Genomic DNA, 20,204 nt, shown 5'->3' with positions numbered 1-20,204 from the left:
CTAAAAGTCAGCGCTTACAAGCCAAGTTTGCGCAAATCCACAAAACTATTCAAAACATCGTATTAATAATTCGAGTATTGAATAATTCAGTATCGAATAATTCGAAGCATTCAGCTTCCCGACTATTCGGCTTCTTGCTCCTTGCGACGCTTCATCACAATGTAGAAGAACGTGCCAGCGATGCCAACAATGCCGCAAACCGTCAAAATCACCAAGCCGCGAGCACCAGTCATAGGCAAGTTGCCGAGGATTTTGTCGAGTTCAGTAGCCTGGGAATTAACGATCTCGTGAGCGTTATCAGTATTACCTGTTGTTGCCTGAGCTTCGGTTTCTACTTTAACCTCGTAGCAGTGAGGTTTTTCATCCTTCTTGAAGCCGGCAGGAGCCTTGGTCTCAACAACGCAGTAGATCTTGGAAGCAACATCATTAGTTCCAATGAACAAGTCTGCAGTCGTTACACCCGCATTATCAGTTGCCGCAAGCTTAATAGCGTTGGCATCGTCCTTGCCTTTATCAAGCTTTCCTTCGATAGTTTCCTTAGTTACGTTCTCACCTGAAACATCAGTAAGCTTTGTACCTTCTGTAACTGGATAAACAGTGAACTCTGCACCCTTTAATGGCTTCTTGCCTTTCTCTTTAGTATCAGCATCATTAACCTTGGTGATCTTCAAGGTAGCAAAATGCGAAGTGCCGTGAGGATTACTATCGCATGGATTATCTGCAGTTGGGACACATGGGTTGTTTTCGTCACCATCACCAATCTTGCTGTCGTCAATCCAGCCAGTAATAAAGTTAGAGAAGTTCTTGGTTCCCTTAGTAACCTTAGTGTTTAAAGTGACCTTCAAAACGTAAGTATTGGTGCCGAAATCTTTGGAGATCTCTTCCAATCTCGAAGCAGAAAGGTTAAACGTTACCTTCGCAGGAGCCGACTCAGTCTTTTCTGTTGATGTAACCGTGTAGTCAGTAGTTACAGCAAGCGGTACATCAGTTGCTTCAGCAGTAGCAGACGTCTTTGCTTTCTTAACGAGCGTAACGTCAGATACGTCTTTATACGTCAAACCCTTAGGAAGAGCATCGATGAATCCAATCTTCTTATAAGCTTTATTGTCAGAAGGAGGCGTCAAAGGAATAGAAATATCCCACGGAATAACAGTGCTACCATCTTTATCAACATAAAGCTTGGTTGGAGTCTTTGGCGTTTTAGTAGGAACGTCGTCACTTGTATCATTCTTTGGATACACATCAACGTTGTACAACCATTCCCATGAAGTAGGAGTCTTGTGAGGCAAAGGCGTTGTGATGAAGAACGGATCAACCTTACCAGTAACAGTTACAGACTTCCAATTGTTTTTTTCATCCTTAATTTGAGCACCTTTTGTGTCAGTTTCTTCAACGTAGTAAAGCGATTCGTCAAGATTTTCAAACTTTGCGGAACCATCTTCACCAGTTGTTTTAGTATCTGTACAATTATCAACCAATTTGAATTTAGGAGAATTGCCTTCTAAGAATGAAGCAGCCTTCTTAGTAGAAGGGTCGAGATTCTGAATATCTTTGATTTTCTCCCAGCCTTCAGCCTTAGACAAATCAATCTTCTTGTCATCTTCAGCAATGCCTGTTGCAAGCTCGACCCTGCAAACCTTGAACACAACGCCCTTAACTGGCTTCTTACCGAAAAGCAGATCGCCTTTATTGGCAAAAGGTTTCACAGAGCCATCAGATTTAGTAGAAGTTGCAGGACCTTGGTACTTGTGAATGATTATAGAAGTTTTTTTATTAGAATCAATGTTTGCAGTATTTGCACTGTCGGCATTATTTTCACCATTAGCCCATGCGATGGATCCGGCGATGCAGCAGGTGCCAAGTGTACATGCAGCGGCTATGAGTGCTACCGCGCGCTTTAATGAATTTGGTTTTGTACCCATAATTCCTCGATTGTAAAATTGTAATCTCTTGCGAGATTTATTCCTGTTAATTTCAATGATCATAAAACATCGCCAACGTAATAACATCTTCCATTCATTGCAAATGTTCACTGTTGTTAGTTGTATAATCATTTGTTATAAGGCTAAACGCACACACTTAACCTTATTTATACTAAATAGACTACTTCGACGCTAGACAAATTTGCGTTTCAAAACACCAACAAAAGCTTGTTAATACTAGCAAATTGATACCCCCCCCCCCAGGTTTGTCAATAATACCAACGTTTTCTGGGCCTGTACTAAAAATATAACAAAAAAATTTTTCATTTTTAATACAAATAACTCCCCCCTTGCCCCCATACTTATTGCGTTAATTGCCCCCATACTTATTGCGTCAATTCGCTTGCGTTTCCAACGCGAGTTTCGTGCGCGCGAACAAGCGAGCTTCCCCCCCCCCGATTTTGTTTACCAACACACCCCAAAAGTAAACAAAATAAAGAACCCTACCCCGATTTTGTTTACCTACACACCCTAAAAGTAAACAAAACCAAGAAGAAGCTCGCTAGTTAGCTCGCTTACGAAACTCCCAATGCAATACCAAATAAATCACCCTGCCTTCGTCTTTACTGACTCAGGCAGACCTCGCTTGCGTTGAAAGTCCACTGGACTTTCAACCCTGAGCAAGCTCGGCCTCCGAGTTGCCTTCGCACGCTATATCGCAGTGCTCAGGCAGGTCGTCACGCCCCTAATTTGTTTACTTACACGCACTCTAAGTACACAAAACCAAGAACCCTCCCCCGAATTTGTTTACTTACACACCCAATAAGTAAACAAAACCAAGAACACCTCCCCGAATTTGTTTACCAACACGCACTATAAGCGCGACGACCTGCTTTGCTATTAATTAGGCAGAGATTTAAGATTTTTCGCCCACGTATTTTCTTATGTGTGCATTACCAGGTAGTAGTGAGGGATAAGGATTGCTTGGTCGAGCAATATAAGAGTGGAGCGATTCTAAACAGACTTTCGCATAATCCAATCCTATTGGGAATCAAAACTTAACTAAGAATCCAAGCACTAGTAGCACAAGCATAAAAACCACGTACCTCACGAGAGCGTAACGTCTATCCTCACGGCTAATTGCCGCTCGGCTGAGCTTGCTCAAAGTTGAAAGCACAGTACGCTTTCAACGCAAGCGAGGTCTGCCTTCGTTTCTACTAACGAAGGCAGTGTGATTTATTGGGTATTGCATTGCGAGTTTCGTAAGCGCGCAAATGCTGTACTCTAATTTGCAGCAATTAAAAAGACAATAGATTTTCGATTCTACCGCCTTACTTAAAAGCAGAACCATACAAATATAACTATCTAAATCACATACAATTGTCTAATCCGTTAAGCGTGTATTAAATTTTCAAATTCTTATTATTTAACATTCCAGCAAACATTGTATGATACATATCCTTCGATGATTCTTCTATTCGGGTAATACTCGATATTTTATTTCCCGCATCCTTTGATGACGCTCCACAAAGATAAAAGGCTTCATTTTCTGCCCCAAAGTCTAGTGCAATATATCTATCGTGGTATTTTTTATCGGATACCTTCAGATTCAGGTCTATGTTAGTATAATCTTTTCTAAAATCATCTAAAATATTTTTTGTAAGCATATCTTTATTTCTTACATTATCGCTAAAAATTATGATTTGTACGTTATCTCTTGCAGCCCTTAAAAGTTCCAAAGTTTTAAGACCTATATAATTATCTATAACATAAATGCTTTTCTTTGCCGACTTATATATTTTTGTATAGGCAACATCCGCTTCTATCTTATCTCCATTCAGCAAAAGAAAATGCTTGTAGGTGTTACTATCTATAAAATTATCCATTACATTTTTCAAATCTTCTTTTGTTGCCAATGTGCTAATTTTATCGTTTATATTTGCTATTTCTTTTGAATGCTGCATTATATCATTTGTATTTTGACTTGTTTGCAATGACAGTTGCGTCATTTCTTTTGAGCTAAGAAAGTCTCTATTTTCAACAATAAAGTCTTTCATCTGCTTAAACATTCGTATTAAGGCCTTACTTTGCTTAACTGCCAGTTCTCCCCTTAATACAGTCATAAGCATATAGATGCCCTGTTCTGTAAAAGCATATGGCTTGTATTTAATGTTACTGCCTCTGCCTTGCCTTTTGTCCAAGGTCGCAAAATGCGACCTTGAAAGTTCATATACTTCTTCATCGTTCAAGGTACCAAAATGGCACCTTGAAAGTTCATATACTTCTTCATCGGTTAATTGGAACATAAAATCGTCATCGAATTTTTCAATATTCCTTTTAAAAAAAAAATAGTGAAGTTCCAATAAAGCTACTGCTAAAATAGGTGCACATAGAAAATAGAAAAGGTACATGGCACAATGTTCTAAATAAAGAAAAATCGAGGGGGGAATAAACATGACAGTAGAGAAAAATACAACAAGTGAAAATAACCAGCAAGGAAATATGCTTATTTACCAAGCTGAAGACGGCAAAACAAAAATAAACGTGAGATTTGTTGACGAAACAGTGTGGCTTACGCAGCAACAAATGGTCACGCTTTTCCAGACATCTCGCACTAACATTGTTGAGCATATTAAGCATATATATGAAGAGAACGAGCTAGACGAAAATTCAACCTGTCGGAATTTCCGACAAGTTCGTTTGGAAGGCACACGGCAAGTCACGCGACAAATACCGCATTACAATCTCGACATGATTATTTCGCTTGGATATCGCGTAAAATCAAAGATCGCAACCAATTTTCGCCGTTGGGCAACAGAACGCCTCAAAGAGTACATTATTAAAGGCTTTACCATGGATGACGAGCGACTGAAAGAACTCGGAGGAGGTGATTATTGGAAGGAACTTTTAGAACGAATTCGCAACATTCGCTCTTCTGAAAAGGCCATGTATCGTCAAGTGCTTGATTTGTACGCAACTAGTGTGGATTATGATCCGAAAAGTCAAGAATCAGTAGCGTTCTTTAAGATTGTGCAAAATAAGCTACACTATGCTGCTCATGGGCATACAGCGGCCGAAGTGATTTATGAGCGAGCGGATGCAGACAAGCCATTTATGGGACTTACTACATTTTCTGGGGATTTTCCAGCCGCTAGAGATATTGGTATTGCTAAAAATTATCTAAAAGAAGACGAACTAAAAGTTCTTAATCGTATTGTTTCTGGATATTTTGATTTTGCGGAAATACAAGCGATCCGCCATAATCCTATGCATATGAGCGATTACGTGAAATGCTTAGACAACATACTTTCTGCTACAGGGGAACAGATTTTATTAGATAATGGCAAAATTAGTCACAAGCAAGCACTTGAAAAAGCAACCGCGGAATATAAGCGTTTTATTGTCAACAACCTTTCACCAGTTGAAGAATCTTATCTCGCTACAATAAAGAATCTTGAACAAACCGCTAAAACCGCTGCAACCGTCAAAACCGCTGCAGAAAACGATACAAAACACAAAAATGGTAAGTAGCGACTTGAAAAACGCTGGAATAGCGTCGAAAATTGCGGAAATCTAGTTGACACCTTCGCAAACCATTGCAATTCCGCCTTTCTTCCCAAAATCGACAATTTTTATTTTAGCAAATTACCCCAAAATCGGCAATTTTTATTACCGTAATTTACCCCAAAATCGATATTTTTACTACTTAATCACGCTGTAAGCAAAATCTGACACTGACGCAGAAAAATTGGTACATATCAGGTACCTAAGTAAACAAAACCAAGAACACTCCCCCGAATTTGTTTACTTACACACCACATAAGTAAACAAAACCAAGAACCCTCCCCCGAATTTGTTTACCAACACGCCCAATAAGTCCACAAAATCAAGAAGAAGCTCGCTAGTTAGCTCGCTTACGAAACTCCCAATGCAATACCAAATAAATCACCCTGCCTTCGTATTTACTGACTCAGGCAGACCTCGCTTGCGTTGAAAGTCCACTGGACTTTCAACCCTGAGCAAGCTCGGCGCTCCGAGTTGCCTTCGCACGCTATATCGCAGTGCTCAGGCAGGTCGTCGCGCCCCTAATTTGTTTACTTATGCTCGCACTCGCATACCACTACATGGTACTTTTGTCAACCAAAATAAAGGTATGTGGACAGAACATAACTTCTGACCACATTAACCAAAATCTCTTGCACATAGTAAAAGATAAAAATAACATCATCATCATGAAATATTCAAAAACACTTTCAGACATTTTAGAAGCAGAAAATCAAGGCTCATGCTTTATGGCCTCGAATACACTATCGCGTAAAACACTGCGCAAACACTTAGAATCACGCTATCTAATTGAACCTTACTATGGATTATATGCAAGACGCGAACACTGGGAAAACCTCTGGCACAATGAAAAAGTACGTCATATAGCTACATCTCTTACACAGAAAATACAAATAAAAGAATGGAAATTTACCGGAGAAACTGCCGCAGCACTATTAGGACTCGACGTAGTTGAAGAATACAGCAATCAGTCAAAGAAGATAAACATATACGTATCATGCCCATACGCAGATAAACATACTGAATCAACAAATCAGAAAGATGCAATAAAACTAGCGAAACGTCAACTTAAGCGCATTCATCTTCCAGATATTATTGAAGATGACAATGGAATCAGGCTAGAAGACTGCCATAAAAAGTACAACGACGCAAAATTGACAGCTACTAGCCGAGCGTATACGGCATCGAATGACAGCATAATGCCACTAAAAACTTCAGAATTCGGACATGTTAAAGATCAAAAAGAAAACGCAATAAATCATGTTGCCAGTATTTACAACACTCTATTTGTTGAAGCTTGGACAAATACATTTAAAACTGCACTACCAACCTTCGACTCAGCAGCTCGAAATGGCATGGATCTTAAGAAAATTTACAACACTTGTATCGAATTTTACAAATTTGCGAGATACCAACAAAGCGCTCAATCCTTCTACAATAACGAGTATTTTAAAAAATCTCAAAACCCTTATTTTGCAAACATTGATGAAAATGACATTTTTGCACGACTGCGTATTCTTTGCGACTTTGCGTCATCAAAAAGCGAAAATGCCGGAGAATCTTTGGCTAGAGCTGCGATGATTGAACTAGGATTCGTTAAACCATATTTACAATATGAATTCCCAAATAACAACAATCCAGATTGGCCAATTCGCGCTGATTTTGCATGGAAAGTTAATGGAAATCTAATAGTTGGAGAATTAGATGGCACCGATAAGTATTTAATTGCATGCGGGAAAAATTCAGATAATTTTATTGATGACAATGCTAACTTAAACAAAAATCTTATATATGATCGCGATTCTGTTAGGCGAGAACGTGATAGAGAACGACATATATACGATTGCGGCGCAAGTAATATTGTGCGATTTGATTTCGCAGATGTTATAAATCCTAAAAGCCTGGAGCAAAAACTGTTATCTGCAGGCGTTCCAAAAGTGCATGTGTAAAAAAAAATATTAGAATATGCACATGTCAACACGCGCTATAAGCGCGACGACCTGCCTGAGCACTGCGATATAGCGTGCGAAGGCAACTCGAAGCGCCGAGCTTGCTTAAAGTTGAAAGCACAGCGCGCTTTCAACGCAAGCGAGGTCTGCCTTCGTTCCTACTAACGAAGGCAGTGTGATTTATTCGGTATTGCATTGCGAGTTTCGTAAGCGAGCAAACAAACAAGCTTTCCCCAATTTTGTTTACCAACACACCCAATAAGTAAACAAAACCGAGAACACATCCCCGATTTTGTTTACCAACACACCCAATAAGTAAACAAAACCGAGAACACTACCCCGATTTTGTTTACCAACACACCCCAAAAGTAAACAAAACCAAAAAGACCCCGCGAGCAAAAGCCCACGAGGTCTTTTCAATAAAAGCCTTAGCTAATATTTTCAGTTTTCAGTTCTCAACTTTCAACTTTCAGCTTTCAACTTTCATCTTTCATTCAGAAAATCAGAAAGTCCGAAAGTCAGAAAATCCGAAAATCAAGAAATTAGAAAATACTAGGCAAGAATCTTGGTTACACGACCGGAACCAACGGTACGGCCACCTTCACGAACTGCGAAGGTCAAGCCCTCTTCCATAGCGATTGGCTGAATCAACTCAACAGTGAAGGTTGCGTGATCGCCAGGCTGAACCATCTCAACGCCTTCTGGCAAGGTGATAACGCCAGTAACGTCGGTGGTGCGGAAGTAGAACTGTGGACGGTAGTTGGAGAAGAACGGCGAGTGACGGCCACCTTCGTCCTTGGTCAAGACGTAAACTTCGCCTTCGAACTTGGTGTGTGGGGTCACAGAACCTGGAGCAGCCACAACCTGACCACGCTCAACGTCGGTACGGTTGATACCACGGAGAAGAAGACCGGTGTTATCGCCAGCTTCGGCCTCATCCATCTGCTTGTGGAAGGTCTCGATGGAGGTAACGGTGGTGGTCTGAGTTGGACGCAAACCAACGATTTCAACTGGGGTGTTGATTGGGAGCTTACCGCGCTCAACACGACCGGTGACAACGGTACCACGACCGGAGATGGTGAACACATCTTCGATTGGCATCAAGAATGGCTTATCAAGATCGTGAACTGGAGTTGGAACGTACTCATCAACAGCCTTCATGAGCTCCTTGACGGTCTCAACCCACTTCTCGTGATCTGGAGCTTCATCATGCAAAGCACCGTAAGCAGAGGTGCGGATGACTGGGCAGTCGCGATCGAAGCCGTTTTCTTCGAGGAGGTCACGAACCTCTTCTTCAACGAGATCGATAAGCTCTGGATCGTCAACCATATCGCACTTGTTCAAAGCAACGAGAATCTTCGGGACACCGACCTGCTTAGCAAGCAACACGTGCTCGCGAGTCTGAGCCATAGGACCATCGGTAGCAGCGACAACGAGGATTGCGCCATCCATCTGAGCAGCACCGGTGATCATGTTCTTAACGTAATCAGCGTGGCCTGGAGCATCCACGTGAGCATAGTGGCGTTCAGCCGTCTGATACTCAATGTGTGCGATGTTGATGGTAATACCGCGTTCCTTCTCTTCTGGAGCGGCATCAATCTGATCGAAGTCGTACTGTGGGTTCAAATCAGGATATTCGCCATGCAGCACCTTAGAAATAGCTGCGGTCAAGGTAGTCTTACCGTGATCAACGTGGCCAATGGTACCAATGTTAACATGCGGCTTAGTACGCTCGTACTTTTCCTTTGCCATGTGTTTGTCCTCCTGGACGTCTAGTAGTTTGCCTCACAATCTTATGTGAAGCATCTCGCTACATATTTACTGGGTTTCTGGGTTAGGTGCCACTTCGGTGCCAGAACCCAGTCAACTTAGAAATTCTAGCGTTGACCGGGGACAGAAAACACCGAAGTAGCGTGCGCTTTATTCGCCGCGCTGAGCCTTAATAATCTCGTCCGAAACGGCCTTCGGGACCTCCGCGTAAGAGTCCATCTGCATGGTGAACATTGCGCGGCCCTGAGTCTTGGAACGAAGATCGCCAATGTAGCCGAACATTTCGCTCAGCGGTACCTTGGCATCGATAACTTTCACGCCAGTGGCATCAGTCATAGACTGGATGTTACCGCGACGAGAGTTCAAATCGCCCATAACGTCGCCCATGTACTCTTCTGGAGTACGGACTTCGACGGCCATAATTGGTTCGAGAATTACCGGATTAGCCTTAGGAGCAGCTTCCTTGAAGCACATGGAACCTGCAATCTTGAAGGCCATTTCCGAAGAATCGACATCGTGGGTCTGACCGTCGGTGACGGTTGCCTTTACGCCCACAACTGGGAAGCCAGCCAAAACGCCGGATTCCATAGCTTCCTGCACGCCTGCATCGATTGAAGGAATGAATTCCTTGGTGATGTGGCCGCCGGTAACTTCGTTGACGAACTGGTAAGTTTCGCCGGATTCTGTGTCGAGAGGTTCGAAGTTCATCAAAACCTTTGCGAACTGACCAGAACCACCGGTCTGCTTCTTGTGAGTGTATTCCTGGTTCATAACAGCCTTACGAATCGTCTCACGGTAAGCAACCTGTGGCTTACCAACGTTCGCTTCGACCTTGAACTCACGACGCATACGATCAACGATAATGTCAAGCTGAAGCTCGCCCATACCGGAAATCAAAGTCTGACCGGATTCCTCATCAGTCTTAACCTGGAATGTAGGATCCTCATCAGAAAGCTTAGCCAAAGCCAAGCTCATCTTTTCCTGATCAGCCTTCGTCTTTGGCTCCACAGCAACCTCGATAACAGGATCTGGGAATGTCATGGATTCCAAAGAAATTGGGTTCTTTTCGTCGCACAAAGTATCACCAGTGCTGACGTTCTTCAAACCAACGAAGGTGTAGATGTTACCAGCTTCAGCTGAATCTACAGGATTTTCCTTATCGGCATGCATCTGGAAGATCTTACCAACGCGTTCCTTCTTGGACTTCGTGGAATCGTACACGGAATCGCCTGGCTTTACTTCGCCAGAGTAAACGCGCACAAACACGAGCTTTCCATAGAATGGATGGGTTGAAATCTTGAAGACCAAAGCTGCGAATGGATCAGTATTAACTGGCTTACGGTCAATTTCAACGGATTCGTCGCCTGGCTTGAAGCCCTTAATAGATGGAACATCTTCTGGGCTTGGGAGGAAGTCGACAACAGCATCCAGCATTGGCTGAACACCCTTATCCTTGAATGCAGAACCGCAAGTTACTGGGAAGGCCTTGCGCTCAATGGTAAGCTTACGGATACCAGCGCGCATTTCTTCTTCAGTAAGTTCGCCGGTTTCGAGATACTTCTCAACCAGCTCATCGTCAGCTTCAGCAACCTGATCCATAAGCTCAGCACGATACTGTTCTGCACGCTCCTGCAAATCTGCAGGAATGTCAACGGTGTCATAGTGAGCACCCATATCGTCCTTAACGTCATTCCAGACGTAAGCCTTCATACGAATCAAGTCAACAACGCCAAGGAAGTCGTTTTCAGCACCGATTGGAAGCTGAATAACAAGTGGCGTTGCGCCAAGCTTTTCCTTGATTGTCTTGACGGAGTAATAGAAGTCAGCGCCAAGCTTATCCATCTTGTTGATGAAGCAGATACGTGGGACGCTGTACTTATCAGCCTGACGCCATACGGTTTCAGACTGAGGCTCCACGCCTTCCTTACCATCAAAAACAGCAACAGCACCATCAAGAACGCGCAAAGAACGCTCCACCTCAGCGGTGAAGTCGACGTGTCCTGGTGTATCGATGATGTTGATCTGGTAACGATCATCAGTGTCATGGGTTTGACGCTTCCAGAAGCAGGTAGTTGCTGCGGACTGAATAGTAATACCGCGTTCCTGCTCCTGTGCCATGAAGTCCATGGTTGAAGCACCATCGTGCGTTTCACCGATCTTATAGTTCTTACCGGTGTAGTACAAAATACGCTCGGTGGTGGTAGTCTTACCAGCATCAATGTGAGCCATGATGCCGATGTTACGAACCATATTCAGGTCGTTAAGCACATCTTGTGCCATAATTTTTTCCTTAGCTCTTTACGATACCTAATATCTTGTGGATTACCAGCGATAATGAGCGAAGGCCTTGTTGGCCTCTGCCATCTTATGGGTATCTTCGCGACGCTTCACAGAAGCACCCAAGCCATTGGAGGCATCGAGGATTTCGTTAGCCAAACGCTCAGCCATTGTCTTCTCACGACGTGCGCGGGAGAAGTCGGTAAGCCAGCGGAGGGACAAAGTGTTTGCACGGGCAGGCTTAACTTCAACTGGAACCTGGTAGGTTGCGCCACCGACGCGGCGGGAACGAACCTCAAGGCTTGGTCGAATGTTATCAAGAGCACGCTTCAAAACAGAAACTGGCTCCTGCTCGGTCTTTGCCTTCACCTGCTCGAGAGCGGTGTAGACGATGTTTTCTGCGATGGACTTCTTACCATCGAGAAGGATTTTGTTAATCAACTGAGCCACGACGGTCGAGCCGTAGATTGGATCAGGAAGCAACTGATGCTTTTTTGCAGGTCCTTTACGTGACATGTTTTACTTCGCCTTCTTTGCTCCATACAGGGAACGACCCTGCTTGCGGTCCTTGACACCCTGGGTATCTAATGCGCCACGCACGATGTGGTAACGCACACCTGGGAGATCCTTCACACGGCCACCACGCACGAGCACGATGGAGTGCTCCTGCAAGTTATGACCTTCGCCTGGAATATAGGCGGTTACTTCAATACCCGAGCTGAGGCGCACACGAGCAACCTTACGAAGCGCGGAATTTGGCTTCTTAGGAGTGGTGGTGTACACACGGGTGCACACGCCACGACGCAACGGGCTACCTTTCAAGGCCAAAGTCTTTGACTTCTTTGGCTTGGCCTGACGTCCCTTACGGACGAGTTGTTCAATCGTAGGCAACTTAAGTTCTCCGATTCATTGATATCTTCTATTTGGTGAAACCGCCACACTGCAGCACACCTTAACGCATGAATCGGTTAAGAAGTAAAAGCCACAGTCCACCGGCCCGATGGCCCTCGCGCCTCCAGCCACACATTACTGCGCGCTATCTTCAGCACTTGGGATATCCCAACACGCACGCCTATAACATAAGGCACGCCGTTGGCACACACGAATTACTATTATACAACAAGCTAAGACAAAAAATCCGATACCAAAACAGAGAGAAAAATCCGAAACAAAAAATCTAAGACAAAATCCGAAACAAAAACCGAGAGCAAAAAATACGATACAACTTAGTCCCAGCATCACTTAAGTATCGGCCGCGTTGGAGCAGAAACATCCAACTGTGTTTTGTTGCCAATCTTACTTGGATCGTTAATGATTTTCTCTACAATCGCATTTTTCAATTTCAAATCAGATGAATCTCCCCAAACAATAACTCTGCCAGGAGTACCTAATTGAGTTTTTACAGAATCCTGAGTTTGCGCGCTGACTTTAGTTATTTTCGCTCTTAAAGACTCAGACATCGAGCTAACTACTTTTATTGCTTCTAAAACAGCTCTAGTATTCAAGCCCTTATTCACATCATTAACTTCTATAACCGGTATGCCCTGAATCGAAGCGTTCGTGACCACGTTCAGCACACGCCCTTTAACGTCAACAGCTGTTAAACTTCCGTTATATTTGGTTTTCAGCATTGCAGCTGGCCTTTGAGAAATAACAGTAATTTTTAGGCTTTTTGGAAATTCTTTTTTGACTTTTGCTTCTGTAACACCAGGTATATCATTCAACTGGTTAGTAACGTCCTGCGAGGATACCAAGAATAAGGATTTGTTGATTTGACCTGAAGCAATATCTGAAATTCGTTTTTCGCTCACCCATTCATTGGCCCCAGAAATGCTGATATTTTCTTTTTCTAACCGGAAAACTTGGGATAAAAATAGCAGCCATACTAAAGACGATATTACTACAAGCGCAATCAATACGTATAAAACTCTGATTGCAATTGTGCGAACTTTTACAGAAGTGCGTTCTTTTTTACGATCTTTAAAGTCAATAACTTTCGGACGAGAAACTACGCCTAATGGGCTGATAGTTCCAGAAAGTATTTTGGATGCAAAATCCGCAACAGCTAATTTTCTTGCATCTACAAAAGCCGAAAATTGGGATGCGCTAGAAGAGTATGAATTTTCGCTTTTAGAGGAATTAGACTTTGAAGCAGAATTAGACGAATTGGAAGCAGACCTAGCAGACTTAGAGGCAGACTTTGAGACAGAACTAGAAGAATTATACGAATCAGCCCCAGAATTCGCAGCCCCAGAATTCGCAGCCCCAGAATCCACAATCCCAGAATCCACAATCCCAGAATCTTTATTAGAAGTCCATAAACTACTTTTAGATACCCTAACTCTAGGTTTTACAGGCGTATCAAATTCTTTTCCAGCAGCATTAGAAACAGTTCTGCGAATCGAAGACTTACGTTTTCGCGAATTGTCATCATTAGATTTGCCAAATATCGTACGCGACATACCATACCTACGTATCTTTAGTGTTATTACAAGACTTACTTAATCTTACATAAAACCTTACATAAAACCTTACATAAACCCTACATAAGAACTACACAAGACCTTACACAAGCCATAATTTTTCTATTCTAAACTCAAGCTTTTAAGCATAACAGATGTCATATTAGTAATACTTCCTGCTCCAACAGTAAAAAGAACATCGCCAGACTTAGCGCGATTACTCAAAATCTCAGCAGCCTCATTCATATCTTCTACAGCTTCGATGCGAGTTTTCAAACCGTCTTCATGAGAAGCATTAACAATCGTATCGGCATGAATATCTGGGAAATCCTCTTGCTTTTCGCGCGCAGGGAAAATTCCAGTAACAATAACGTCATCCGCAAAACTTAAAGCGTAAGCAAATTCGTGAGCAAACGAACGCGTGCGAGAGAACAAATGCGGCTGGAATAATACTCTAATATTAGAATCAGGGTACCTTCTACGAGCGGCCTTAAGTAAAGCTTCAATTTCAGTAGGATGATGCGCATAATCGTCTACTACAGTAACGTTATTAACACATCCGCGAATATCAAATCGTCTAGAAGCACCAAGGAAATCCGAGGCACCTTTGGCGGCAAGATCAGGATCTAAGCCCAATAGTATTGCCGCAATAATAGCAGCAGAAGCGTTACGAGCATTATGCAATCCTGGAATCATTAAACTCACAGGCAAAACTCGCCCACTATAGCCAGCAATCTTTGCCGGCAATTTCAATGAAAATACTTCTTTACCGCTACCAGCTTTCTCATCTTCATGCTCAATTCCAGCAAACAAAACAGAATCAGAAACGCGCTTACTTACTTCATTAGGCCAATTTTTTGCCAATCCGTAAACAATAGTCTTAGAAAGCAAAGATTCAGGCAACAGCTCCAATACCATGCGAGCGCCTTCATCGTCAGCACACAAAACTATATGATTTTCAGCGTTAGAAAGATGTTTTACGAAAGCTGCACGATAATTTTCAGCATTCCCATAATGATCTAAATGATCTGCTTCAACATTTGTGACGATAGAAATATAAGGGTGATATTTTTCAAAGCTACCGTCAGATTCATCAGCTTCAGCTACCATTACAGATCCAGATCCAGCATGCCCCCCATCCAATACAGCACCATTATCTGCTTGAATCGATCCGCCAATAGCATAACTTGGGTCAGCTAACTCCCCCACGCCTTGAGTTGTAAGAATATGCGACAGCAATGAGCTAGTGGTTGTTTTACCATGCGCTCCAGCTACAGTAACTCCGCGCTTTTCTCTTAGAAGCAAAGATAAAATATCGCTTCTGTGAACTATTTTCACGCCTTTATTGAAAGCTTCAACAATCTCGGGATTAGTAGGCTTAATCGCGCTCGAATAGACAATTACGTCTGCGTCATGAACGTGTGAAGCCGACTGACCTATATAAATTTTTACTCCCAAATCGCGAAAATGCTTAGTATGATCGTTTTCTTCACGATCGCAGCCGCTTACTTCCACACCATCTTCATGAAGCATTTGTGCAAGAACGCTCATTCCGGATCCGCCGATTCCGATGAAATGAACACGCCCTAAGGAAGATATAGTTTGATTGGAATCGAAAGCTTCACGCACAGGATCCATGGAATTTGCACGCACTGTATCTACAGAATCCACAGCATTCCCATTCATAAAATCCCCAGCATCCCCAGCATCCCCATTAGCAGGATTACCAGAATTTTCGCACGCAGGATTACCACTTGCAATTTCGCTCATAATTATTTTCTTCCTTCTTCAACTATTTCAAGAATTCTCTGTGCCATAACGTCTGCAGCATTACGAATGCCATATCTCCACGATTTATCGCTCATATCTTCTAAGCGCTTCTTATCGCTTAACAACTTCACGCCTTCAGTTCTTAGCCATTTATCCGTAAAATCGGAATCTTCTACCATAACAGCACCAGAAGCATTAACAACAGGTTGTGCGTTAAAGCGCTGCTCGCCATTACCAATAGGCAAAGGAACGTATATTGCAGGCAATCCAAGAGCCGAAATTTCTGCCACGGTACCAGCACCAGCGCGGCAAATAACTAAATCAGCACACGCAAAAGCCCAATCGATTCGCTCTAAATATTCCGCTATATGATAATCCCCAAGACCTGCATGTTCAGGCTTAATATCATTAATATTCGAAGAACTAGAATGCACGGATACTAACGCTCTAACTGATTCCGCTTTTCCTCGGCCCGTTAGATGTATGATTTGTGCAACTTTAAGTAGATCATCGGACGCAGATGCAACAGCGCGATTAATACTTGCAGCACCGAGAGAACCACCAGTAACAAGTATTATTGGACGATAAGGATCTAATCCCAAATGCGAAGCACCTTCTACGCGCGCAGCATAACAATCAGCAGAACGTTCAATGCACAATTGCGAAATCGCCGGACGCAAAGGCAAACCAACTCTTTCAACACTAACGCCAGACTTTGTTCTAAGTCCAGTTGACTCATAAACTGATCCAACCATAGCAGCCCATTTAGAGCCTAATTTATTTGCCATACCAGCTCTTGCGTTTTGCTCGTGAACAACAATAGGAATATTCTGCGCATGCGCTTGAACATAAACCGGAGCTGAAGCATATCCTCCAAAACCAACAACAACGTCAGCTTTGCGAGAAATTAAAATATCACGCACTTTTTTGCGCTCGCGTAACCACTTAAATGGGAAATTGATAATATCCATATTCAGCTTACGCGGGAAAGGTACTTTTTCTATAACATCAAGCTCATATCCAGCTTTAGGAACTAAATCTTTTTCCAAGCCGACAGCAGTGCCTATAACGCTAATTAAAGCATCTTCATCACGCTCTTTTATGGCATCTGCTACTGCTAATAGCGGATTTACGTGCCCTGCAGTTCCGCCTCCTGCTAGAACTATATGCGCATGCGATTTAATACTTGCTACCATTGATACCCCTAATCCACATTGAAACACAATGGAAATATCACAAAACTTCCTAATATTTTACACTAGATTTCCAAATAAATCTCTCATTAGATTTTTCTAAATCACATTAGATTTTTCTAAATCTCATACTAAATCTTTAATTTAATGTAATCCTTTTTTATTTAGACCATCCGCATTTAGACCATCCGCATTCAACCCATCAGCATTCAACCCATCCGCATTTGGACCGTCCGCTATTGAGCTAAATGCATGTGTGCTAAAAGTGCCATCGACTGAACTATCAGATATAAGCGTGCGCAAATTTGCTCGTATTAGCGCATCCGCAACTCCAGCTGCAGCCAAACACATAACAAGCGATGATCCACCTGCAGACACAAACGGCATAGGAACACCCATAACAGGCAATAATTGCACAACAACAAGAATGTTCACCAAACCCTGACCAACAATCCAAGCCGCAATGCACACAAGAACCATAGAAATAAATCTACTGCGCGATTTTATAGCGGAAACAATCAAACACCATCCAATAACAACATAAAGCGCAATAACAATAGAGGCACCTAAGAATCCCATTTCTTCACCAATAATTGCAAAAATAAAATCATTATGCGCGTAAGGCAAATAATTCCATTTTTCACGAGAATTACCAATACCTACTCCTAGAAATCCTCCAGAAGCCATAGCGTATTGAGCGTGTATTGATTGGAAGCAAACTCCGCGAATATCTTTAGCATCGCAACCATAAAGAGTAGCAAAAATTCTTCGCATACGATTCTGGCTTGTTACAACCATTAACAGCACGCCAAGCGCAGCTAATAAAGTAATTGTTAAAAGACCTTTTATAGGGAATCCGCCAATAAAGAAAGATATAAATGCTATAAAAATTACGATAAGCGCAGTACCAAGATCCTTACCAGCAACAATAAGCAAAAGCGGTACTGCAAGACTTGAAAGAACCGGCCAATAAGCTTTAAAACCAATATGTTTATAACGCTTTGCAGCAGCAATTAATACCATCGGCAGCCAGATACACAAAGCAAGTTTAGTGATTTCTGCTGGCTGTAAAGTAATAGGTCCAATCTTAATCCAACCAGCATTACCATTAACTTCGTGCCTTAAACCTGGCATCCAAGTCAAAGCTTGCATTACAACAGCAACTATGTATATAACGCCTACTTTTTTCTTATAAAAATTAGGCGGCATACAAGCTAAAACAATATACGCTACGAATCCAATAATGCAAAAACGGCCTTGCATTAAGCCCTGTGCCCAAGGTGAAAGATTATTACTAATTAACGTCACAGACGAACTAGAAATAACCATAAAAACGCCGAATACTGAAAGAACAGCTATAGATAAACGCAGGCCATACAAGCACCATACCGGATTAAAAATACTGCGCACACCGATATATTTACTAAAAGCTGACTTTCGCGGTTTTTTATAAGTTTTATCGGATTTGCTAGTTTTATCGGATTTATAAGTTTTATCGGATTTATAAGTTTTATTATCTTTGCTATTGGTTTTATTAGATTTATTTTTGCCTAATCCAATATTGTTGCCGATGTCATTCCCAATATTATTTCCAATATTCTCAATATTGTTTTTAACATTCTTAGCAGCGCTACTAACATTCTTACCAACATTCCTAGCAACACCACTAACACCACGCTTCAAAGCGTTCAAAATATTAGATAACTTGTTGCTAGACATGATTTTGTACCCATCGTTGAGCTTCCTTAGCAAAACGATTACCGCGGTCTGCATAAGAAATAAATTGATCCATTGAAGCACAGGCAGGAGCCATAAGCACAACATCGCCCGCCTTAGCGTAGCTAGCAGCAGCTTCCACAGCGTTGTGCATAACATTCTCACCTAGTGATGCACTAGAAGCAATTACAGGATTATTTTCAATAGTTTTAAGCAAAGAATCATCTATTTTTTCATAAGAGCATACAGAGGATCCGTCCGGAGAAACTATTGAAACAGGAATATCAGCATCTGAAGCATGCAAAGCTTCAATAATAGGACGTTGATCTGTGCCAATAACAACAACGGCTTTAATAATATCTTTTTGAGAAGAAACTAAATCTTCAAAATGAGCACCTTTTGCTAATCCACCAGCAATCCAAACAACCGATTTTTTAGCAAAACTTGACAACGAAGCAGCAGCAGCATGCGCATTAGTAGCCTTAGAATCATCCACAAAACGAATACTATGTTCAAAAAGTCCATCTTGAGATTCAAAAGTTGCAACTGTTTGAATCCTATGCCCTCCAGGAGCAAATTCGCATAACGCTTGAACTGCTTCACTAAGGTCTACATTTAATCCAAGAGTTAAAGCTAATGCAGTTAAAGCATCAGCTAATAGATGCGGATAAATCGTGCCGTCTGGCTCGCATAAATGCTTTAAATCTTTGACGAGAACAATCTTGTTAGCTTCGCCTATTTCTTTACCAGAAATTCCACTTCTATCTACAATCCATCCGTTTTCAACGCCAATTTCTCCACTTTTAGGAGAATCCAAAGTAAAACCTACAAGCTTGCAACCATTTCCAACTTTGGCTTCATGAGCTAAAGCTGTAACTCTAGAATCTTGAGCATTATAAACTAGCGCTTTTTTTACGCGATTAAAAACTTTAGATTTATCTTTGGCATACGCATCCATGCCACCATGCCAATCTAAATGATCAGCAGCAATATTAGTAATCGCCGCACAATCAAGACTTAAAGAATCTGTGAAATGCAATTGGAATGAGCTTAGCTCAACGCATAATGCATCATGATTTTTTTCTAAAGCTGCATGAGATACAGATTGACCAATATTTCCAACCGCAGGAGCGTTCAAACCGCATGCGCAAAGCATAGAAGACGTCATTTCTGTAGTAGACGTTTTTCCATTAGTACCAGTAATACCAACCCATAATGCAGGAGAATTAGTTTTTTGTGAGTTTACGCGAATACGCCAAGCAAGCTCAACTTCGCTCATTACAGGAATATTACGTTTTGCAGCTTCTTGCAAAAATGGCGTACGAGGATTAAAAACTGGAGACGTTACTACAGCATCGATATCCGACCAATTAATTTCATTAAAATTATGCAAATCTGCGTCAGGCTTATTTTCATCCACACTAATAGGAGTTGCACCTATTGCACGCAAAACTTCAACGGCACCACGGCCTGAAACACCTAAACCAGCAACAAGAACTTTATGGAATTGGAATTCACTACGACAATCTTTAGAAACGCCTTCCATATTCGCCATCCTTAAATTACTTTAAATTAATAACA

12 protein-coding genes and 1 pseudogene are annotated in these 20,204 nt (G+C 42.1%); 2 read left to right on the top strand and 11 right to left on the bottom strand.

All coding sequences use genetic code 11. From position 1 onward, the window contains the following. Window positions 1–122: 122 nt before the first annotated feature. Both BFS05_RS04995 and BFS05_RS04990 read right to left on the bottom strand, forming a co-directional pair. Complete coding sequence (locus BFS05_RS04995) at window positions 123–1,922, bottom strand: SpaH/EbpB family LPXTG-anchored major pilin (RefSeq protein WP_103084885.1); 1,800 nt, start codon at window positions 1,920–1,922, stop codon at window positions 123–125. 1,403 nt (window positions 1,923–3,325) lie between these two features. After that, window positions 3,326–4,261: pseudogene (locus BFS05_RS04990) on the bottom strand (ORF6N domain-containing protein); the annotation flags it as partial. Between the two features lie 115 nt (window positions 4,262–4,376). Between BFS05_RS04990 and BFS05_RS04985 the strand changes: the two are divergent. Continuing rightward, window positions 4,377–5,453: a virulence RhuM family protein gene (locus BFS05_RS04985; RefSeq protein ID WP_103084884.1), complete on the top strand. Its 1,077-nt coding sequence runs from the start codon at window positions 4,377–4,379 to the stop codon at window positions 5,451–5,453. Window positions 5,454–6,046: 593 nt separating this feature from the next. Continuing rightward, the gene (locus BFS05_RS04980; RefSeq protein WP_258004261.1) at window positions 6,047–7,435 is read left to right on the top strand and encodes a hypothetical protein; all 1,389 of its coding nucleotides are present in this window, start codon (window positions 6,047–6,049) and stop codon (window positions 7,433–7,435) included. A gap of 552 nt (window positions 7,436–7,987) precedes the next feature. Here the strand turns inward: BFS05_RS04980 and tuf are convergent. The 9 genes from tuf to murD form a co-directional block, all read right to left on the bottom strand. Then, window positions 7,988–9,187, bottom strand: coding sequence for an elongation factor Tu (gene tuf, locus BFS05_RS04975; RefSeq protein ID WP_103084883.1), 1,200 nt, complete (start codon window positions 9,185–9,187; stop codon window positions 7,988–7,990). Window positions 9,188–9,355: 168 nt separating this feature from the next. Continuing rightward, complete coding sequence (gene fusA, locus BFS05_RS04970) at window positions 9,356–11,485, bottom strand: elongation factor G (RefSeq protein WP_103084882.1); 2,130 nt, start codon at window positions 11,483–11,485, stop codon at window positions 9,356–9,358. 42 nt (window positions 11,486–11,527) lie between these two features. Beyond that, the gene (gene rpsG / locus BFS05_RS04965; RefSeq protein ID WP_075523050.1) at window positions 11,528–11,998 is read right to left on the bottom strand and encodes a 30S ribosomal protein S7; all 471 of its coding nucleotides are present in this window, start codon (window positions 11,996–11,998) and stop codon (window positions 11,528–11,530) included. Window positions 11,999–12,001: 3 nt separating this feature from the next. Beyond that, window positions 12,002–12,373 carry a 30S ribosomal protein S12 gene (gene rpsL / locus BFS05_RS04960; protein ID WP_003813881.1) on the bottom strand — a complete coding sequence of 124 codons (372 nt, stop codon included), beginning with the start codon at window positions 12,371–12,373 and terminating at the stop codon, window positions 12,002–12,004. Window positions 12,374–12,720: 347 nt separating this feature from the next. Further along, window positions 12,721–13,944: a cell division protein FtsQ/DivIB gene (locus BFS05_RS04955; protein WP_219726418.1), complete on the bottom strand. Its 1,224-nt coding sequence runs from the start codon at window positions 13,942–13,944 to the stop codon at window positions 12,721–12,723. Window positions 13,945–14,067: 123 nt separating this feature from the next. Then, window positions 14,068–15,630 carry a UDP-N-acetylmuramate--L-alanine ligase gene (gene murC, locus BFS05_RS04950; protein ID WP_103084907.1) on the bottom strand — a complete coding sequence of 521 codons (1,563 nt, stop codon included), beginning with the start codon at window positions 15,628–15,630 and terminating at the stop codon, window positions 14,068–14,070. A gap of 86 nt (window positions 15,631–15,716) precedes the next feature. Next, entirely contained in the window at window positions 15,717–16,910 is a 1,194-nt protein-coding gene (locus tag BFS05_RS04945) for a UDP-N-acetylglucosamine--N-acetylmuramyl-(pentapeptide) pyrophosphoryl-undecaprenol N-acetylglucosamine transferase (protein WP_103084881.1), read from the bottom strand. 141 nt (window positions 16,911–17,051) lie between these two features. Then, a complete protein-coding gene (locus BFS05_RS04940) occupies window positions 17,052–18,467 on the bottom strand; it encodes a peptidoglycan glycosyltransferase FtsW (RefSeq protein WP_374703771.1) in 1,416 nt (471 codons plus the stop codon). A 151-nt stretch (window positions 18,468–18,618) separates the two neighbouring features. Continuing rightward, window positions 18,619–20,169: a UDP-N-acetylmuramoyl-L-alanine--D-glutamate ligase gene (gene murD, locus BFS05_RS04935; protein ID WP_103084879.1), complete on the bottom strand. Its 1,551-nt coding sequence runs from the start codon at window positions 20,167–20,169 to the stop codon at window positions 18,619–18,621. Window positions 20,170–20,204 lie beyond the last annotated feature (35 nt).

Source organism: Gardnerella coleohominis (assembly GCF_002896555.1).
Taxonomy (GTDB): domain Bacteria; phylum Actinomycetota; class Actinomycetes; order Actinomycetales; family Bifidobacteriaceae; genus Bifidobacterium; species Bifidobacterium vaginale_F.
The sequence above is the reverse complement of the archived record's forward strand: the minus strand, read 5'-3'. Positions and strand labels throughout refer to the sequence as shown.